General features: G+C 29.4%; 18 protein-coding genes and 2 tRNA genes. 11 read left to right on the top strand and 9 right to left on the bottom strand.

The annotated features are described in order from the left end of the window. Nucleotides 1-37 precede the first annotated feature (37 nt). Nucleotides 38-334 (bottom strand): co-chaperone GroES, encoded by a 297-nt coding sequence (gene groES / locus QEJ31_RS02405; protein ID WP_158998413.1) that lies wholly within the window; start codon nt 332-334, stop codon nt 38-40. 140 nt (nt 335-474) lie between these two features. Here groES and rfbA point away from each other — a divergent pair, with 140 nt between their 5' ends. The 4 genes from rfbA (at nt 475) to rfbB (ending at nt 3373) form a co-directional block, all read left to right on the top strand. Beyond that, entirely contained in the window at nt 475-1356 is an 882-nt protein-coding gene (gene rfbA / locus QEJ31_RS02400; protein ID WP_348524543.1) for a glucose-1-phosphate thymidylyltransferase RfbA, read from the top strand. 140 nt (nt 1357-1496) lie between these two features. Beyond that, nucleotides 1497-1808, top strand: a complete 312-nt coding sequence (locus tag QEJ31_RS02395; RefSeq protein ID WP_280592193.1) for a hypothetical protein — start codon at nt 1497-1499, stop codon at nt 1806-1808. 9 nt (nt 1809-1817) lie between these two features. Continuing rightward, entirely contained in the window at nt 1818-2264 is a 447-nt protein-coding gene (locus tag QEJ31_RS02390) for a transporter substrate-binding domain-containing protein (RefSeq protein WP_280593264.1), read from the top strand. A 98-nt stretch (nt 2265-2362) separates the two neighbouring features. Beyond that, nucleotides 2363-3373 (top strand): dTDP-glucose 4,6-dehydratase, encoded by a 1011-nt coding sequence (gene rfbB, locus QEJ31_RS02385; protein WP_280592192.1) that lies wholly within the window; start codon nt 2363-2365, stop codon nt 3371-3373. Here the strand turns inward: rfbB and QEJ31_RS02380 are convergent. Both QEJ31_RS02380 and QEJ31_RS02375 read right to left on the bottom strand, forming a co-directional pair. Beyond that, the gene (locus QEJ31_RS02380; RefSeq protein ID WP_280592191.1) at nt 3352-4074 is read right to left on the bottom strand and encodes a ubiquinone/menaquinone biosynthesis methyltransferase; all 723 of its coding nucleotides are present in this window, start codon (nt 4072-4074) and stop codon (nt 3352-3354) included. The two genes, rfbB and QEJ31_RS02380, sit on opposite strands and share 22 nt — an antisense overlap. Before the next feature lie 19 nt (nt 4075-4093). After that, nucleotides 4094-4170, bottom strand: a tRNA-Val gene (locus QEJ31_RS02375). Between the two features lie 148 nt (nt 4171-4318). Here QEJ31_RS02375 and QEJ31_RS02370 point away from each other — a divergent pair. Continuing rightward, nucleotides 4319-4807 carry a glutathione peroxidase gene (locus QEJ31_RS02370; protein ID WP_280592190.1) on the top strand — a complete coding sequence of 163 codons (489 nt, stop codon included), beginning with the start codon at nt 4319-4321 and terminating at the stop codon, nt 4805-4807. A 3-nt stretch (nt 4808-4810) separates the two neighbouring features. On the opposite strand, the gene QEJ31_RS02365 is transcribed toward QEJ31_RS02370, so the two are convergent. Next, nucleotides 4811-4887 (bottom strand) — tRNA-Ile (locus QEJ31_RS02365). Nucleotides 4888-5021: 134 nt separating this feature from the next. On the opposite strand from QEJ31_RS02365, the gene dapA reads away from it, so the two are divergent. From dapA to QEJ31_RS02340, 5 genes are all read left to right on the top strand, one after another. Continuing rightward, nucleotides 5022-5969, top strand: coding sequence for a 4-hydroxy-tetrahydrodipicolinate synthase (gene dapA, locus QEJ31_RS02360; protein WP_280592189.1), 948 nt, complete (start codon nt 5022-5024; stop codon nt 5967-5969). 8 nt (nt 5970-5977) lie between these two features. Beyond that, a complete protein-coding gene (locus QEJ31_RS02355; protein WP_280592188.1) occupies nt 5978-6889 on the top strand; it encodes a nucleoside monophosphate kinase in 912 nt (303 codons plus the stop codon). A gap of 270 nt (nt 6890-7159) precedes the next feature. Next, nucleotides 7160-8560 (top strand): class I SAM-dependent methyltransferase, encoded by a 1401-nt coding sequence (locus QEJ31_RS02350; protein WP_280592187.1) that lies wholly within the window; start codon nt 7160-7162, stop codon nt 8558-8560. A 4-nt stretch (nt 8561-8564) separates the two neighbouring features. Next, on the top strand, nt 8565-9266 hold the full coding sequence (locus QEJ31_RS02345) for an AzlC family ABC transporter permease (RefSeq protein ID WP_280592186.1): 702 nt from the start codon (nt 8565-8567) through the stop codon (nt 9264-9266). After that, entirely contained in the window at nt 9253-9582 is a 330-nt protein-coding gene (locus tag QEJ31_RS02340; RefSeq protein WP_280592185.1) for an AzlD domain-containing protein, read from the top strand. The genes QEJ31_RS02345 and QEJ31_RS02340 overlap by 14 nt, the downstream gene beginning before the upstream one ends. Here QEJ31_RS02340 and QEJ31_RS02335 read toward each other — a convergent pair whose 3' ends face one another. From QEJ31_RS02335 to QEJ31_RS02315, 5 genes are all read right to left on the bottom strand, one after another. After that, the gene (locus tag QEJ31_RS02335) at nt 9583-10998 is read right to left on the bottom strand and encodes an efflux transporter outer membrane subunit (protein WP_280592184.1); all 1416 of its coding nucleotides are present in this window, start codon (nt 10996-10998) and stop codon (nt 9583-9585) included. Next, nucleotides 10976-14050, bottom strand: a complete 3075-nt coding sequence (locus tag QEJ31_RS02330; RefSeq protein WP_280592183.1) for an efflux RND transporter permease subunit — start codon at nt 14048-14050, stop codon at nt 10976-10978. The genes QEJ31_RS02335 and QEJ31_RS02330 overlap by 23 nt, the downstream gene beginning before the upstream one ends. After that, nucleotides 14050-17169: an efflux RND transporter permease subunit gene (locus QEJ31_RS02325; RefSeq protein WP_280592182.1), complete on the bottom strand. Its 3120-nt coding sequence runs from the start codon at nt 17167-17169 to the stop codon at nt 14050-14052. The genes QEJ31_RS02330 and QEJ31_RS02325 overlap by 1 nt, the downstream gene beginning before the upstream one ends. Beyond that, nucleotides 17166-18350 carry an efflux RND transporter periplasmic adaptor subunit gene (locus tag QEJ31_RS02320; RefSeq protein WP_280592181.1) on the bottom strand — a complete coding sequence of 395 codons (1185 nt, stop codon included), beginning with the start codon at nt 18348-18350 and terminating at the stop codon, nt 17166-17168. Before QEJ31_RS02320 ends, QEJ31_RS02325 begins: the two co-directional genes overlap by 4 nt. 101 nt (nt 18351-18451) lie before the next feature. After that, the gene (locus QEJ31_RS02315) at nt 18452-18808 is read right to left on the bottom strand and encodes a hypothetical protein (protein ID WP_280592180.1); all 357 of its coding nucleotides are present in this window, start codon (nt 18806-18808) and stop codon (nt 18452-18454) included. Here QEJ31_RS02315 and QEJ31_RS02310 point away from each other — a divergent pair, their 5' ends adjacent. After that, nucleotides 18809-20032, top strand: a complete 1224-nt coding sequence (locus QEJ31_RS02310) for a hypothetical protein (RefSeq protein ID WP_280592179.1) — start codon at nt 18809-18811, stop codon at nt 20030-20032. It abuts the gene before it with no gap. Nucleotides 20033-20051 lie beyond the last annotated feature (19 nt).

Here is a 20051-nt window from a genome sequence, read left to right as displayed (position 1 = left end):
TTCCTTTTATTATTAAATTATTTATTAAAATTAATTATTAAGCTTCAACTACAGCAAGAATTTCATCTTCTTTTATTAGAAGGTACTCTTCGCCTTCTATTTTTATTTCGTTGCCACTCCATTTGCCAAATAATACTTTGTCTCCAACTTTTAGTGCTGGTGATTGGCGAGAACCATTTTCTAAAATTTTTCCGTTTCCGACCGCAATGACTTTTCCTTCAATTGGTTTTTCTTTTGCATTATCAGGAATAAGAATTCCTCCAGCAGTTTTTTGTTCAGCTTCAATTCGTTTTAAAAGAATTCTATCATTAAGAGGGCGAATGGACTTATTCATAAATATCTCCTATTTAAAGGTTTTGTATTTGCCCACAAGTGGCATTAGATATAGGCTAAACAGCAATGAGGTTGTGTCAAGTGGGTTGGTTTCTCAAATGATTCACATGCGACATCTTAAAAATGTGTCAGAGGAGAGTTATGAAGAAAATGAAAGGTATAGTACTTGCTGGAGGATCTGGTACTCGTTTATATCCCTCAACAAGCTGTCTGAGTAAACAGCTTCTTCCAGTTTACGATAAACCTATGATCTACTATCCTATTTCTACTTTAATGATGGGCGGCATAACGGAAATTCTTATCATTTCAACTCCAAGAGATTTACCTGCTTTTCGAAGTTTATTAGGGGATGGTTCGCAGTGGGGAATTCAGATTGAATTTTTGGAACAAAAAACTCCTGCAGGATTAGCGCAAGCTTTTGTAATTGGAGAAGATTTTATAAAGAATCAGAATGTGTGCTTAATATTGGGTGACAATATTTTTCATGGTCAAGGACTTATGACTACTATTGATCAGTATCGATTAGAACACACTGGTTGTAGAATTTTTGGCTATACTGTTAAAGACCCTGAAAGATATGGTGTCATTGAGTTAGATAAAAATGGAGTACCTATTTCTATTGAAGAAAAGCCTCAAATACCAAAATCGAACATAGCTATAACTGGTCTTTATTTTTTTGATGAACATGTCTCTCGCTATGCAAAAGAATTGAAACCATCGCTCAGAGGCGAATTAGAAATAACAGATTTAATTAATATATATTTTAAGCAAGGAAATTTATCTGTTGAAGAATTCGGAAGAGGTGTGGCTTGGTTAGATACAGGAACGCATCGTTCTTTACTTGATGCTTCATTATATTTTGCTGTTTTAGAGGATAGGCAAGGACTAAAAATAGCTTGTCCTGAAGAAATTGCTTGGCGAAAGGGATTTATTAATTCTATTCAATTTGAACTTTTGGCAAATTCATTAAAGAAAAGTGGCTATGGCGAGTATTTGTTAAAACTATTAAAATACAGTCATTAAATTGTTTCTTTTAAATAAATCAATATTTTAAAAATCTACCTCTAAAGTTTATGATTGAATTAACTTTTTGAAACATTTCAAAATATGGTATTTTGGTTTATTTTTTAAAGATAAAATTTTCATTTCATTTTGAGGTATTTATGACTAAATTTTTTTCCTTCTTTATACCTATTTTTTTTATTTGTTGTTTTCCTCGAGTTATTTTAGCTGAAGATATAAATATTTTAGCAGATGGTGATTTTGCTGGAGAAATAGATAAAGTAGCAGAAAATGAGATTGGTGGAATAGGTGGAGAAATAGTTACCAAAGCCTTAAAGTCAGCAAATATATCATATAAAGTATTGTGGCGACCTTGGAAAAGAGCCTTTACTGAAGCACAGGACAATTCCGATAAAAAAACCTTCATAATACCTTTGACTAGAAATAAAGAAAGAGAAGAAAAATTTGTTTAGGTTTCGAAAATTTATGAATCAAAAACAATTTTTCTAACTTTAAATGGTTCTAAAAATGTCGATTCAATGGCTGATGCCAAGTTAGTTAAAGTTGGAGTATTAGCGGGCTCTTCTTATGAAACAATATTATTAAATCCTGAGCATTCATTAGATAAAGCAAAAATTGAAGCTGTTCCAAATGATAATACAAACTTTAAGAAATTAATTGGGAAAAAAATAGAAGCTTGGTTTACTTTGGATATTGTTGCAAATACTTTGATTAATACTCAAGGAAAAACGGAAAAAATGGAGTTTAAAGACTTTCGCATAGGTAAACCCATTGCCATCCAAGAAAAATATATAGCCACAACTTCAGCTACTTCTGGCGAATTAGTTAAAAAAGTTTCAACTGCTTTTGAGGCATTTAAGAAAACTTCTGCATATTCTGATATAATAAAGAAAATCAATAAAAAATAAAAATATTTGCAATTACTAGTAAATAATTTTATAAAAATATTCATTAACCTATTCAGAATAGGCTTGATTTAAATTATTTACTAAAAGCGAGTTAATATATGTTTTTTATGAGAAATGTTTTAGTCACTGGAGCTGCTGGATTTATAGGCTGTAATTTTGTAAGAAATTTATTAAGTAATAATCAAGAAATAAAAATTATTAGTTTTGATAAGTTAACATATGCAGGTAACATAAAAAATTTAGAAAATTTGCCGAATAAACAGAATCATTTTTTTATTCAAGGAGATATCTGTAATCAAGCTCATATTGAACAAATCATAGATCAATATAAAGTAAACTCAATTATTCATTTTGCAGCAGAAAGTCATGTTGATCGTTCAATTACCGGCCCAAGTGAATTTATTCAAACAAATATATTTGGTACCTTTGCCTTACTTGAAGCTGCTCGAAAAAAATGGCTTGATGAATTACAGTTAGATAAAAATACTTGTAGATTTCATCATATTTCTACAGATGAAGTCTTTGGTACTTTAAAAGAAATTGATCCCGCATTTAGTGAAAAAACACCTTATGCACCTAATTCTCCTTATTCAGCATCAAAAGCAGGTTCTGATCATTTAGTTAGAGCATATCATCATACTTATGGTCTACCTGTTACAACTTCAAATTGTTCTAACAATTATGGTCCCTATCAACACAAAGAAAAGCTTATACCAACTGTAATAAAATCATGTTTAAATAACCAATCAATACCAGTTTATGGAGATGGAAGTAATATTAGAGATTGGCTTTATGTTATAGATCATTGTGATGCTATTGAAAAAATAATATTAAATGGGAAAGTTGGAGAAACTTATAATGTAGGAGGGAAGAACGAAGTAAAAAACTTAAATTTAGTTTATACAATATGTGAGTTGTTAAATGAAATTCATCCTGGAGAGAAAGACTATAAAAAATTGGTTACATTTGTAACTGATAGGCCTGGACACGACTGGCGCTACGCTATAGATAATTCAAAAATTCAGTCTGAACTGAAATGGAATCCTAAATATAGTCTTGAACAAGGTTTGAAAGAAACTATTAATTATTATTTAAAAAATGGTTTTTGAGCCGTATAGAAAAAAATAATATTAGTTCCTAAATTTTTAAAATTTGCTTTTGTAAATCCATATTCAAATAATTCAGCCACAAACTGACTTCCACTGGGAAAATGATCAATAGAAGTTTTATATAGCAAGTGAGAAGATTTTAGATTTTTAATTTTATTTCCAAAAATAGGTAACAAATGTGTGTAGGAATTATAAATTTTTCGTAGAAATTTGAAATCTGGTTTTCCATTTTCAACTATAAGAACATGGCCTCCTGGTTTTAACACCCGATGAATTTCTCTTAATGCAGCACTATAGGGCTTTAAAGAGCGTATTCCCCAACAAATAGTAATAGTATGAAATGTGTTATCTGGATATGGAATTTTTAACGCTGAAGCTTTTTTTAATTCAATATTATCTCTATATAATGAAGCTTTTTTTTTAATTTTTTCTTCAGCTATTTCTAGCATAGCTTCAGAAATATCAATACCAACAATTTCCAAATCTGGTCTTTTAGGAGCTATACCTAGTATGATATCTGCGGTACCTGTAGCAAGATCGAGTAGTTTGGAGTTCTGGGGAGCTAATTTAATTGCTGATGAACAAAGAACTTTTTTTATGATACGGTGGAGACCTAAAGTTAAGGTGTCATTAGTTGCGTCATATATTTGTGCAAGGGAAGAATGTAACCCTTTATAAATATTATAATTGTTAGAGTCCATAAAAAAGGACACCCTTAGATGGTGCAATCGAGAAGACTCGAACTTCTGACCCCCACGATGTCAACGTGGTGCTCTAACCAACTGAGCTACGACTGCAGTGAAAATTCGTTTACCTAAGCAGGGTAACATTGTCAATAGGAAGTGTCTAGTTTCCTAATTTGATTAAGAGTTTAAAGATAGTAGACAGTTATTTTTATATTGATAAGATATAAACCCAAATTGTTGCTAAAAAAGAGGTGATAAAATGACACAAGAGTCTATTTATGATTTTGAAGTTAAAGACATCGAAGGTAATACTAAGAAATTAATTGAGTTTAAAGGTAACGCTTTATTAGTTGTAAATACTGCTAGTAAATGTGGATTTACCCCTCAATTTGAGGGGTTAGAGAAACTTTATCAAAGTTTTCAGTCGAAAGGGCTTAAAATATTAGGGTTTCCTTGTAATCAATTTGGTAGTCAAGAACCAGGAAATGAGGAAGAAATAAAAAATTTCTGTTCCTTAAATTATAATGTTTCATTTCCAATGTTTGCTAAAGTTGAAGTGAATGGAGCAAATGCGCATCCGTTATATAAATATTTAAAGAAAAATAGCAAAGGATTTCTTGGAACTGAATTTATAAAATGGAATTTTACTAAATTTTTAATTGGGAAAAACGGAGAAGTTTTAAAAAGGTATGCTCCGACCGACACTCCAGATCAAATCGCTAAGGATATTGAAGAGCTTTTAAACTAATTGTGGTGGGCCGGGAGGGACTCGAACCCCCAGATCTTCTCGTTATGAGCGAGCCGCCGTAACCATTTAGCTACCGGCCCCACTTTTAGTATTTGAGTGGTTAGCAAATCCTTAAGCGGAGGTCAATAAGTTCAGCGAAGATTTCTTGCGCACTGAAGGTAAGAAAGCTATTCTCTGCAGCGAATCTCAATCATTTTACTTGAAGGAGAACCTCTTGAGTCACTTACCTTTTTCAGGCGTTATGACCGCCATCATTACCCCATTTTTGCCCACCGGTGAAATAGATTTTAATTCTTTTGAAAAAATAATACTAAAGCAAAAAAAATCTGGAATTAATGGAATTGTAGTTTTAGGAACCACTGGTGAAAATGTTACTTTATCTGATCAAGAGTCTGAAGCTTTGGTGCTAAAAGCTCTAAATTATCAAGAAGATTCTTTTCATATCTATGTTGGAACAGGTACAAATTACACTAAATCTACCATAGAAAAAAGCATAAAATTTGCAAATATTTTGGGAAAAAATAGAAATAAGGCAAATGGAATAATGCTTGTAACTCCTTACTACAATAAACCAAGCCAATCCTGTTTAGTTAAACATTATTCAGAAGTTTCTAAATTACTTAAAGATACAGCAATTTGTATCTACAATGTGCCAGGCAGGACAGGAATTACCATTCTCCCAAATACATTAGCTAAGATAGTTGAAGAAAATTCAAATATAGTTGCAATCAAAGAAGCAGCTGGAAATGTTAACTCAATTGTTGAAATGAGAAATATATTAAACTTAAATAAAAAAAGTGATGTAAGAATATTGTCAGGCGATGATGCTACATACGCTCCTGCATTAATGTGCGGTGCAGATGGAGTTATTTCTGTTACTTCTCACATTATTCCAAAAACCCTCTTAAAAATTAAGGATAGTTTTTTTAATGGGAATATTAAGGAAGCACAAAAATTACATTTGTCTTCTTACTGTATAAACAATGGAATTTTTGCTCTTCCTAATCCTATAGGTGTGAAAGGAATGCTCGCTTATTTAGGTGAGTGTGAAAATATTTTGCGAGCACCTTTATATCCCGCAGAACAGCATGAAGAAGAACTGCTAAGAGGAATTTTAAAACAATTAAAACAAAATAATATACCAGACGAAATTTTATTATAGGATTATCTATGAGTTTGAATCGTGTAGCTTATGAACTTGAATCAAAGATTAAAGTAGAGCGTGTTTCATTAAGAGGACCGGGAGTTTTGATATTAACTGGACCATCTAGTTGCGGAAAAGGAGAGGTGGCATCGGCGCTTTCTAAAGTTATGTCAATACCGCAAGATGCACATCTTTCTATGGGTGAAATATTAAGAAATACTTTTCAAAAAGCAAAGAATGATAAAAGTTATGCTAAACTCTTAGCAGAAAATTATAAACTTTCAGCAGATTCGAATATTTTTGATTGCGTAGATACAACTGAAGAATTGACTAAAAAAGTTTTAAATTATTTACCTGAAATGCAAGTCTATTTTAAAAGACAAGATATGGATAAATTTACTAGTCAGCTAGAGTGGCTGGAATTTTGTACTATGAATGGATTACTTGTTCCAAATCGTTGGACACAAGACTTTATTGTTGCACATATAGAACACAATTCAAGTTTTAAAGTAAATCCATTTATTCTTGATGGCTATCCTAGAACAGTGAAAGCAGCTCAACATTTAATAGCATTTCTAAGAAGATTTAATATTCCAGTTATTAAAGTATTACATTTAAGTATTAGTAAACAAGAAATGTTGTCAAGAGCAACTAAAAGAGGAAGAGCGGATGATGATGAAACTTCTTTACTTAGTCGTTATCAATTTTATATAGAAAATGTTCATCCTAGCGTTGATTATCTTAAGACTGAATTAGGTTCAGACGCTATAGCTTTAGTAGATGCCCATCAGCCGGTTTACAAACTTATTGGTGAACAAAAAATATTTGATTTAGAAAAATCAATCCTAAATGTTGTTTCGTCATCTCTAAGAAGCTTGGGGGTATCTAGAATGACTGTTAAAGATTTACTTGATCAACTTTCTACGAATGAAAAGTAATTTAAATTATTGTTGATACTAATGTAATTCTTTTTTTAATTCTTTTTTATTGGTAAGCAAAAAAAATCATAATAATTAAGTTGGTAATCTTTTTTAATTTATTTTTTTTAAAATTTGATTAATATGAAATTCGATGCTATCCCGTTATTGATTTTCGTTCATTTTAAGAATGATTCATTTAAATAATAGTTGTCATATTTATATTACGAGATATGCTATTAAAATTTGGTAATTTAAATTTATTAATATTGATAATAGAAGGATTTTTTAATGCAGAAGGATCTGTTTGAAGAAAATAAATTAATAATAGAAAATCTTGAGAGTAGTGAGTTTTTATTACAAACTTTAGAAAAAAAATGGATTGAAATTCAAAATGGTATTGATTGTAGTTATATCCTAGTAATGAAATCAACAATTGAATATACTGTTCTTATGAATTGCGTAAACAATTTTTTTAATCGCAATGAATTTATTTGGAAAATTAATTATTTAATTAATATTACGGATGAAAATCATATAGAAATATATTCATTTCTTAATCATAATTTAAATTATGAAAATAGATTATTAAGCGATATAGAAATTTATTTAAAGAACTTAACTCCATTGTCATATTTGAAACAAACATTAATAAGTGAATTCAATAGTATTAAAAAAAGAAAATTTAACGCTCCAAATTTTATAAAAAATGAGAATGAAAAACTTTTAACATCTGTATATGCTAATCCGGATGAATGGAATTTATTTGAAAATAAAATCGATGTTAATTCATATAATTTTTTTGAAGCGGTGCATCCCGCTTATGCATATCAAGTTATAAGTATTTATAAATTTTTACTAAAAAACAATGTAGACACTAATTATTTTATTGATATTGGCTCTGGTCCTGGAACCGCCATCCAAATGTTACTAGAACTTTTAGATTCTTATGCTCAAGTTGATTTAATTGAACCAAGTCCAACAGCTTTCACATATTTAAAGGAAAGATTTAAAGATAATCACTTTGTACATCCTTTTTTAAAAGGTTTTTTTGATTACTACCCAAGTAAAACCTTAAATTTAGCAATTTCGATTGGTGCTTCCCATCATTTTAATACACATTTTTTATTTCAGCATGCAAACAAAATTTTAGCAAATGGAGGATATTTATTGATTTCTGATGAATTTTTATCACCATTTAAAACAAAAATAGAAAGATATGAAAATATAATTAAACATCATCTTGGATATATCATTGATATTTTAAAATTAGCTCCTCAAATTAATGAAATACCAAAAAATTGTACCGATGATGAAATACAATTAATAAAATTATCTCATAAGATGTTTCCAAAAATTAATATTTTGGCTTTGAGCGGAAAAGTTTCAGAAGCAGAAATTATGTGTAGAGAGTTACTTATAGGAATGAGTGATCTACTTAAAAATAACTTCAATATTTCTAACTCTTTTATAGCTTATTATCGATTATCATTTTTAGAACTACAAGCATTAGTTGCTGGTTTAGATTATGAAGTAGAGTGTAAAACAAGTGTAGAAAATTTAATATCAATGGCTATTGAAAATGATTTTGAAATCATACTACATGAAAGAATTTATTCAACATCAAAGGGTAGTTTTTATAACTCAGGTACCCATTTAGTTTGTTTCAGGAAAAATAATAATAGGAATTAGAATAATGGAATATAATTTTCAGAAAAGCCCTATTAAAGAAGCTTTTATAGATAGTATTCCTGCCATGACGGGTTATATCCCGATTGGGCTTTCATTTGGAATAGTCTGTCAAAAATTAAGTTATCCCTGGTTTATTGCTCCTTTAATTAGTTTGTTTATATATGCAGGAGCATCTCAATTTATTTTAGTAAGTATGCTTATAGCAAATAGTTCATTTTGGAGTATTGTTTATTTAACTGCTATAGTTAATTTACGGCATGTATTTTATGGGTTTTCATTCCTTGATAAATTTAAAACAAATGTTTTATTAAAAACTTATATGGTTTCTGCTTTAACAGATGAGTCTTATGCGTTACTTGCAAACAATCCTAAAGCTTATAACAATACATATAGTTTTTATATTTCTTTTTTAAGTCATTTTTATTGGGTTTTTGGAACTTTTCTAGGTGTATACTGCTACTCTCTTATGGGACATTTTGATACTGAATTTTTAGTTTATGCTTTAACGGCTCTTTTTCTAATTATGGCATTGGATGGTTTAATTTCATCGAAATATTATATGTCTGTCATATTGGGAACAATCTGTTTCTTTATTTCTTTTTTTTGCTTCAAAAGAAATTTATTGCTCGCAGTAGTTCTTTACTTCATTTTTATGCTTATTTATGAATGGTATAAAATTTATGGGAAAAAACATGTCATTAACTGAGTTGCTAATTTTAATTTCCGTCATCGCAGTCATTACCTTTTTATTAAGAATAGTACCTTTTATATTACCCAAAAAAATTATTCAAAATGATTTTATGTTAAGTTTTGGGAAAAAATTGCCACCAGGAATTATGATTATTTTATTTTTGTATTCGGCTGGTCTTTTTGAAGAGCATATTCAAAGATCTTTTGTATTTTCAAGTTTTTTAGCTGCAATTCCAGTTATTCTTTTTTTTGTATGGAAAAGAAATGCTACAATTTCTATTTTTATAGGGATTTTAAGCTTTTACTTTTTTTACAGTTATCTTAAAGTTTAGTCACTTCATAAAAAATTGTTTCCAACCACCTCCCAAAGATGCGATAAGATTAACAGAATTTAAAACTCTTTTATTGATTAAATCATTTAATGATTTTTTACTATTTTGCAAATTTATTTTAGCGGTTAGTAAATCTATATTATTTATTATTCCCTGTTCAAATTGTTCATTACTTAAATTATAAATAGATTCAATTTTGTTCATTGAATTGAACTGAAAAAGTTCTTCACTTTTCAAGTGATTAAATGCACTTAAATTATCTTCAACATTTTGAAGAGCTTGTAATACCGTTTGTTTGTATTGATTAACAACAGCTCTGTAATTAGCCTCAGCTGCTTCAACTTTATCTTTCCTTGAACCAGCGTCGAAAATTGTTTCAGCTAAACTTGCTCCAACAGACCAAATAAGAGTAGGTAAAGTAAATAAATTAGAAATATCATTACTAGAATAACCAACATTCGAACTTAAATTTAAATTAGGAAAATAAGCAGCTTTCGCAATACCAATTTGTGCATTAGCTTGTGCAACAAGGCGTTCAGCTTGTGCAATATCCGGTCTTCTTTCTAGTAACTCTGATGGTAAAACCATAGGTAAAATTGGGATTTGAATATTAGTATTTTTAATTTCTAAAGAGAATTCCGCCGGAGATTTTCCTAATATTATTGCAATTGCATGTTCATATTGTTCTCGCAAAATAGAGTTATCTTCGGCATTAAGTTTGGCTAAATCATATTGAGATTCTAGTTTTTGTACCTCAATAGAATTAGCAGTCCCTAATTCTTTACTTCTATAAATCATTTCTAATTGTCTTTTTGTGCATTCTGCAATTTCATTTAGAATAACTTGATTTTTATCTACTGTTCTAAGTTGAAAATAATATTGCGCTAGCGATGCATGGACAGATAATTTTATATTTTCAACTTGCGCTTCACTAGCTTGAAAAGCTGCTTCATTAGCTTCTACAGATCTCCTTATATTTCCCCAAAGATCAGGAATCCATGTTGCATTTAAATTTACTGAATAATTTGTTGTTTCTGTTGGATTTTGTGAATAACCTGATCCTTGTCTTTGACGTGTTATTCCTGAATTTGCTCCAATTGTGGGAAAGTAATTACTTTTACTTTGTCCTAAAAGAGCCTGAGCTTGATCCATTTGTGCAATGCTAGCTAAAATATTATGGTTGGTAGTTTCTATTTGCTCTTCTAGTTCATTTAGATAAGGATCATTATAAATTTCCCACCATTTACCTTTGAAAATATCATCTTTAGGTTCTGCTGTTTTCCAATTACCGCTTTTTGTTTCTTTAAAAAATTCAGGTCTATCAGTTACAATTTTTTGATAGTCTGGACCAACTGTACATTTGGTGAAAAAGAAAAAAGATAAAATTCCAATTTTAGTAATTTGATTTAGCTTCATAAACTTTTCCTTTTAACTTTTTTCCTCTTAGCCAAGAAGCTATTTTTTCAAAATAAAGAAAAACTATAGGAGTAGTGTAAAGTGTTAGTAATTGACTAATGAGTAAACCGCCAATAATTGAGATCCCTAATGGTTTTCTATATTCAGAGCCTACTCCATGATCAAAAGCTAAAGGAACAGCACCTAGTAATGCAGCAAAGGAAGTCATCATAATTGGTCTTAATCTAAGAATTGCTGCTTCAAAAATAGCTTTATCAGCTGGATAATTTTGATTTTTTTGCAAGGTAATAGCAAAATCTATCATCATGATTGCATTTTTCTTTACGATACCAATTAAAAGTATGATGCCTACAAAAGCAATTAATGAAAGATCAGTTTTAGTGAAATATAAAGCAAGTAATGCCCCTAAACCAGCTGAAGGTAAAGTAGAAATAATAGTAATTGGATGAATTAAATTTTCATATAGAATTCCTAGTACAATATAAACTGTAAGGATTGCTGCTAGAATTAATGTTGGTTGATTCGCAAGAGTTGCTTGAAACACTTTAGCAGTACCTTGGAATGAAGCTGATAGATTAGAGGGTAAATTTAATTCTGATACTTTATCACTCACTTTATTGACTGCTTCTCCCAGTGCTGTTCCAGGGATTAAATTGAAAGATAAAGTTATAGAAGGAAATTGACTTTGATGACTTATAGAAAGAATTGCTTTCTTTGTTTCAAAACTTGCAGCTGCATTTAAAGGAACAATTTGCTTATTATTATTTTTTAAATATAAAACATTAAGAAAATTTGGTGAATTTGTAAATTTTGGATCTGTTTCTAAGACGACATGATATTGGTTTAAGTCCTTATAAATTACCGAAATTTGTCTTTGGCCAAGAGAATCATATAGGGCATTATCTATTAGTAATGGTGAAATTCCAATTTTTTTTGCTGTCTCATGTTCAATAGATATATAGGTTTCAATTCCTTTATCTTTTTGATCACTGTTTACATCAGCTATAATTGGAATTTTACTAAGTTCTTGAATTAAGTAATCTCCCCATTTATTTAATTCTTTGATATTTGCTGCAGAAATAGAATATTGGAATTGTGCACCGCCCTGTCTTCCACCAATCATAATATCTTGTGCTGCCAAAAGAAAAACAGAGATTCCAGGTATTTTTATGAGTTTTTTTCTTAAAACACCAATAACCTCATCTGCGGTTAATTTCCGGTTAGATTGAGATTTTAAACTAATAAATATATTTCCTGAATTAACTGAACCCCCTCCTACATATCCGACAACATGTTCAATGTTTTCATCTGATTTCAATACTTCAATTACTTCTCCAAATTTTTTTTCCATATTTTTAAAAGATGTATTTTGATCGGTGAGAGCAAACCCCATTATTCTGCCAGTATCTTGTTGGGGGAAAAACCCTTTGGGTATTTTAATATAAAAGTAAATATTTAAGATAACTATACAGATGAGAACAGTTAACATAAATTTGCTATGTTTTATTGCCCACTGCAATGATGCAGCATAATAAGAATTTGCAACATTTTTTTCTTGTTTTCTTTCTTTGTCAGGTTTTAAAATTTTAGAACACATAGATGGAGTAATTGTTAAAGAAACAAGTAATGATACTAGAATAGCAATAGATAGAGTAACTGCAAATTCTCGAAATAATCTTCCAACAATTCCTCCCATAAGTAAAATTGGAATAAAAACTGCTATTAACGAAACACTCATTGAAAGAACTGTAAATCCAACTTCTTTGGCTCCAATTAAAGACGCTTTTAGCGGAGAAAAACCTTTTTCAAGGTAGCGAGTTATATTTTCAATAACAACTATTGCATCATCTACAACAAATCCGGTAGAAATTGTTAAAGCCATGATAGACAAATTATCTAAACTGAAATTTAGTAAATACATTACTGCAAATGTACCTAAGATTGAAATAGGTACAACAATACTTGGAATAATTGTCGTATAAATATTTTTTAAAAATAAAAAAACCACACAAATCACTAAAGCAATAGAAATAAGTAATGTTTTTTCAATATCAATTAGTGATGCGCGTATAGTTGATGTTCTATCCATCATAACGGTAAGTTGCATGTCAGCAGAAATATAAGCTGAAAGTTGAGGAATTAATCCTTTAATTCCATCTACAGTTTCTATAACGTTAACTCCTGGTTCTTTAAATATAATCAATAAAACAGCTGGTTTATTATCAGCCAAGCCTGTATTTTTAATATCTTCCACAGAATCTTTAACTTCAGCAACATCTTTTAAAGTAATGACACTTCCGTTATTAATACTAATAATCAGTGGCTTATACTGTTCAGAATAATGCAATTGATCATTTGTTGCTATGTAATAAGTGTGAAATAAATTTGATAATTGCCCTTTTGGTGAATTTTGATTTGAATTTTGAATTGTATTTTTAATATCGTCAATAGTTAATCCATAATTATTCAACAAAAAAGGGTTTGCTTCAATTCTAACGCTTGGTAATGAACTACCACCAACAATTACTTGTCCAACTCCTTTGGCCTGTGAAATTTTTTGTTGCAAAATATTTGTAGCAATATCATACATTTGACCTTTTGTATGCTCAGTAGAAGTTAATGCGAGAATCATAATAGGTGCATCTGCAGGATTTACTTTTCGGTATGTAGGACGATTTGGCATTTCTGCTGGCAAAGATGGTAGTGCCTGATCTATAGCCGCTTGAACTTCATTAGCAGCGGCATTAATATCTCGGTTTAAATCAAACTGAATAACTATATTTGTCTTTCCTAAGGAACTACTAGAAGTCATTTCTGTTATTCCAGAAATTTTTCCGATATAGTGTTCCAAGGGAGTTGCGACAGAAGTAGCCATCACATCTGGGCTTGCTCCCGGGAGATTTGCCTGCACAGATATTGTAGGAAATTCAATCTGAGGTAATTGTGAAACTGGTAATAAATTAAAAGCAAGAATTCCAACTAAAATAATAAGTAAAGCTATTAAAGAGGTTGCTATTGGTCGATTAATAAATGGTGAGGATAAACTATGCATTAATGATCCTCACGAAAAGATAAATTAGATTCTTTCTGAATTATATTTTTCTTTTTTTCAGAAAATAATTTAGAGAAAAATAAGTATATAACAGGTGTTGTATAAAGAGTTAGTAATTGACTTACAATAAGTCCTCCAATAATAGAAATACCTAATGGTCGTCTTAATTCTGATCCCATTCCTGTTCCGAAAGCTAATGGAATAGCACTTAATAATGCAGCTAAAGTAGTCATTAGTATTGGTCTAAATCTTAATAAACAGGCTTCATAAATAGCTTCTATTGGTTTCTTCTTTTCTTTTCTTTCTAATTCTAATGCAAAATCAATCATCATTATTGCATTTTTTTTCACAATCCCTATTAACAAAATAATACCTATTAGCGAAATAATATCAAAATTTTGTTTAGTTAATTGTAAGGAGAACAAAGCTCCCATTCCTGCAGAAGGCAGTGTGGAAATAATAGTAATCGGATGAATATAACTTTCATACAATATTCCTAAAATAATATAAACAACAATAATAGCGGCTATAATTAAGTAAATTTGATTTTTTAAAGAATTTTGAAAACTTTGTGTAGCTCCTTCAAATCTTGTTTCTATACTTTTGGGTAAATTAATTTTTAATTTTGCTTCTTCAATATCATTAACAGCTTGTTCAAGCGAATGACCTGAAATTAAATTGAAAGATATAGTTGCAACAGGAAACTGTTCTTGTTTATTAATTACAAGTGGTTCTGTATCATAACTCACTTTTGTAAAAGCAGATAATGGAATACTTATCTTATTATTCGATAAAATAAATATTTTATTTAATATATTGTTTGCATTAATGTCTAAAGAAGGATTAACTTCTAAAATGACATGATATTGGTTAGATTGAGTATATATTGTTGAAATTTGTCTTTGTCCAAATGCATTATATAAAGCTGTATCGATCATATTTGTTGTTATTCCGAAACGTGCAGCAGAATTTCTATCAATTTCTATTTTTAGTTGTAAACCATTATTTTGTAAATCATGGTTGATATCTTTTAAATTTTCAGAATGAGTTAATTCACTTACAAGTATTTTTGTCCATTTATCAACCTCAGTAAGAGATGGTGATGATAGACTAAATTGATATTGAGTTTTACTAACCCGATTGTCAATATTAATATCTTGAACAGCTTGCATATATAAAGAAATATCTTTTATTTTTTGAACACTATTTTGTATCCTTTCAATTATTGTATTTATTTTTTCTTTTCTTAATTCATTGTCTTTTAATCGAATAAGTAATCTTCCATTATTAATTGAATAATTATTGCCATCAACTCCAATATAAGAAGAAACATTTAATACAGCTTCGTCTTGTAAAATTTCATTAACAATAAGTTTTTGTTTTTCAAGCATATTTGTAAATGAGATACTTTCAGAAGATTCGGTTATTCCTTGAATTAATGAAATATCTTGTTGAGGGAAAAAGTTTTTTGGGATAAAATAGTATTGCATTATTGTTGCAAAAAAAGTTAATATAGATATTAATAATACAGTTTTTTGATTATTTAATATTATTTTTAAAGTAATAGAGTAATTAAATATCAATTTATCAATCATTGATTTAAGAAATTTATTTAACTTGTTATCTTTTTTAATATGATTATCATTGATAAAGAAACGGCAAAGCATAGGAGTTAATGTAAGAGATATAAACGCTGATATAAGTATTGAAACAGCCAATGTAATAGAAAATTCACGAAATAATCTACCAATGATATCACCCATAAATAGCAAAGGTATTAAAACTGCAATTAATGAAACAGTAAGAGATATTATTGTAAATCCTATTTGGGCGGAACCTTTCAAAGCTGCATTTATCTTTGTTTCTCCTAATTCAACATATCGTGAAATATTTTCAATCATTACTATAGCATCATCGACAACAAAACCTGTGGCTATAGTAAGAGCCATAATAGTTAAATTATTTAAGCTAAAATTTAGCATATACATTACTGAAAAGGTACCAATTAGTGATAATGGTACACAAACGCTTGGAATTAGAGTTGTTTTAAGATCATTTAAAAAAACGTAAATAATTAGAACAACTAAAATTACAGCAAGAAAAAGTTCAAATTGAGCGTCGCTAACAGAATTTCTTATAGATTGAGTCCGATCATTTAAAATTTCAATTTTAATATCTTTCGGAATATTCACTTGTAAAATTGGCAGAAGTTTTTCTATTCTATTTACCACATCAATAACATTGGATGTGGGTTGTTTTTGAATATTTAAGATAAGTGCTGGTGTTAAGTTTTTCCATGCTGCCAGACGTATATTTTCTGACGAACTTTCTATATTAGCTAAATCTTTTAAATAAATTGGAGAATTATTTCTGTATGACACTATCAAATTTTTGTAAGAATTTATATCGAGTAATTGATCATTTGCATTGATGGTGAAAGATACTCTGTTACCATCAATGTTTCCTTTTGCTAAATTAACGTTTGAAGCTAATATAGCATTTCTAATATCATCAATATTTAAATTGTATCCTGCTATTGCTGTAGGATTTACTTGAATACGAATTGCTGGTTTTTGCCCTCCATTTATTGTTACAAGTCCAACACCAGGAATTTCTGATAATTTTGGTACGTATCTTGTTTCAATAAGTTCATGTATTTCTGGTAGAGTATAAGTGTCTGAGGTAAATGATAGGGTCATAATAGGTGTATCTGCAGGATTCACTTTATAGTAAATTGGTGGACTTGGGATATCTTGTGGCAATAAGTTTGAGCTTGTGTTTATCGCTGCTTGAACTTCTTGAACAGCAATATCTAAATTCATTGCCAAATCAAATTGAAGGTTAATTAAAGATAATCCATCTCCACTGGAAGATGTCATTAATTTTAGTCCACTCATTTGTCCAAATTGTTTCTCAAGTGGTGCTGTAATTGACGAGGTAACAACAATGGAACTTGCACCTGGATATAAAGTTTTAACTTGGATAGTAGGATAATCAACTTCAGGTAAAGCAGCAACTGGAATTAATTTATAAGCTAATATACCTACTAAAAAAACTGCACACATAATAAGTGTAGTTGCAATAGGTCGTTTTATAAATGGATCTGAAATATTGATCATTGAAGAAGATCAGCTCCATCAGTAAGTTTATCAAGTCCATCAGTTATAACAATTTCACCTAATTTTAATCCTTCTTTTATTAATATATTGTCTTGATCCATATCCCCAGTAACTATTTTTTTGTATTTAGCCTTGTTTTGTTCTTTTAAATATACATAGTCCCCGTTTTTCCCATGTTGTACTGCAGATATTGGAATTGTAAGTGCATTTTTTTCAACCTGTAATAAAAGTTTAATGTTTACAAATTGATTTGGAAATAAATTTAAATTGCTATTTTCGAATTCAGCTCTTAGTTTTATAGTACCAGTTGTTGTGTCTATTTGATTATCAATAGTATTCAATTTTCCTTCTGCTATAAGTTCTTTATTTTCTTTATCAAAAGCGAGAACTTTTAAAGGATTTGTATCTGTAAATTTTTCTGTAAGTTTAGGAAGATATTCTTGAGATAAAGAAAATAAAACTGAAATTGGTTGCAATTTGTTTATTACTACAATTCCACTTTGATCATTTATTTGCACATAATTTCCCGGATTAATCTGTCTTAATCCAGCTTTTCCTGATATCGGAGAGGAAATTTTGCAATTATTTAAATTAATTTTAATTGCTTCTAATTGACCTTTATCATATTCAACTATTCCTTCATACTGCTTAACCAAAGATTTTTGAGTATCTAATGTTTGTTTGGAAATACTCCCAGCAGGATATAAATTTTTATAACGTCTCAGATCTGTTACTGCATTATTTAGTAGTGCTAGATCTCTATTTAGTTGTCCTTGATACTGAAGAAATTGAGCTTTATAAGTTCTATCATCTATTTCAGCAAGAATTTCTCCTTTTTTGACAAATTGACCTTCTTTGAAATTTACTTTAGTTAGTTCTCCATTAATTTGAGTTTTCACAGTTACGCTATCTAAAGCAGTAACAGTTCCAATGGCACTGAGATAAATGGGCACATCTTTTTGTTTTACTTCAGTAGTTTGAACAAGCACCATATTTTTTGCATTTAATTTTTTGTTTTGCTTCATAGTTGGTACATATTCGTTTTTCTTCTGTGAACCATTTGTGCTTAAAAAATTTATTACAATAATCAATGCAGTCAAAAGTATTAAAATGAAAATAAAAATAATAATAAATCTACGAATATTTTTTTTAGTATTTTTTAGAATATCTAACATATTCATTCAATTTTCTCAAAATAGTAGGAAATATTTTCCTTAAATATTATATTACTGTTAGGAATAATTTATTTTATGTTTATTTAATTGTAAATAGGAAAAATATTCTAGCTGGATTCTTTGGGAACAAAATCATCATTGGTACTTTGCAAGTCATCAATACGTGCAATTATTTCATTTAAAAGCTTAGTTAAGTATCTTTTTCTTGCATGTAAATAAAAAAGACATTTTCTGCTATTTTTCATTTCAAGATCAGTTGATTTTGTCGATCTTTTCATAAAATTAACATTGCTGCCTTTGCTGCTCAAATTAAGTAAAGTGCGTTTTTTTGTCACAACTCTATTAAATGCCAAGCGTTCAACACTTGCAAGAAATGCATTACGTCTGTCGATCAGTTCATGTAACGATTCAAGAGTAGATTCTATTTCTTTTTTTCTTTTATTGAGGTCTTCTAAGATCGGCATATGTTAAAGCTTCTTATTCCTATTAGTCGAATTATCTTTCTAACGTGTCGGTATTTAATTGTTATTTCTTTAATTTGGCAAATTCAGAATTGGAATAATTCAAGAGCATATGCATTCCAGCAATTTGAGGAAAAAGAAAATTTACCAGATTGGCAAATTTTGTATTCTCTCGGGTTTGGGAATGCTTTGTATATGAATCAACATCATCCTAATTTATTGCAATCAAGTTTAACTTTTTTATTTTATCCAATTCATAATTTTAATAAATTAGAAGCAAAAGTAAAAATTATGACCCAGTCACCTACCCGTGAAGAAGATGGTTTCATAGAAATACCATTGAGAGACTACGACTTTTCACAAGTAAGTGAAATTTGGTTAAAGTATCAAATTTTTAGCCAGCTGCAATTTAAATTTGGAAGATTTCCTGATGAAATAGATGAGCTTACCCCAAAAAGTTGGCCTTATCAATCGGTGTTCACAAAAATAGATCTTGTTGAGACAAAACCATTCTCTTTAAATTTTCTAGCACGCCATGATCTTCTTTCGGTATATTCTTCCAGATCTAATAAATCGACTTCTACTGATATTGAAAGAACAAGGGTTGAAGGAGATTTAAATTATCGATATGATTTTGAAAATTTTCTTCTTTCTGTTAGTATGAGAACCTTTTATGATTATTTTTCAGATCCTGATTATACATTAAGTTCATTAACTTTTGGTAGAGAGCAATATATTGAAAATCCTGTAACTAATTATGATCAGCAATATAGATTGTTAACATATTCGGGCTCACTAAGTTTGGGAAATAATTTTTTTCAAACAAATATTAATGCAAAATATTGGAATAATTTAATCTCAGCAAATTATTCATTTGGAAAAATGTTTGGTTTTGAACAAAATTTTAAATTTGGTCAGTTAAATTTACTTCTTGCTTTTTATAAATTTTTTGCAGAACAAAATTCTGTTCCTCCATCTGCAATATCTGCAAATTATTTTCCTGGATTTCAAATCAGTTCTTTTCATACTGGTTTAAGCTATAAGTTTAATGAACAAATTAAAACTTTCATTGATTATAGGTATGAATCCGCTGATGTTTATGGACAGTCTAATATACGGGGAATGAATCCCGGCAGTACACCTAACATACCAAAATATAAAATAATTTTTGCATTTGAATATTTAATTACTGCTAATACACCTAAAGATATTTTGACACGTCAATAAAAAAATCTAAACTTATTGC

It is taken from the genome of Pigmentibacter sp. JX0631 (assembly GCF_029873255.1).
Taxonomy (GTDB): Bacteria; Bdellovibrionota_B; Oligoflexia; order Silvanigrellales; family Silvanigrellaceae; genus Silvanigrella.
The sequence above is the reverse complement of the archived record's forward strand: the minus strand, read 5'-3'. Positions and strand labels throughout refer to the sequence as shown.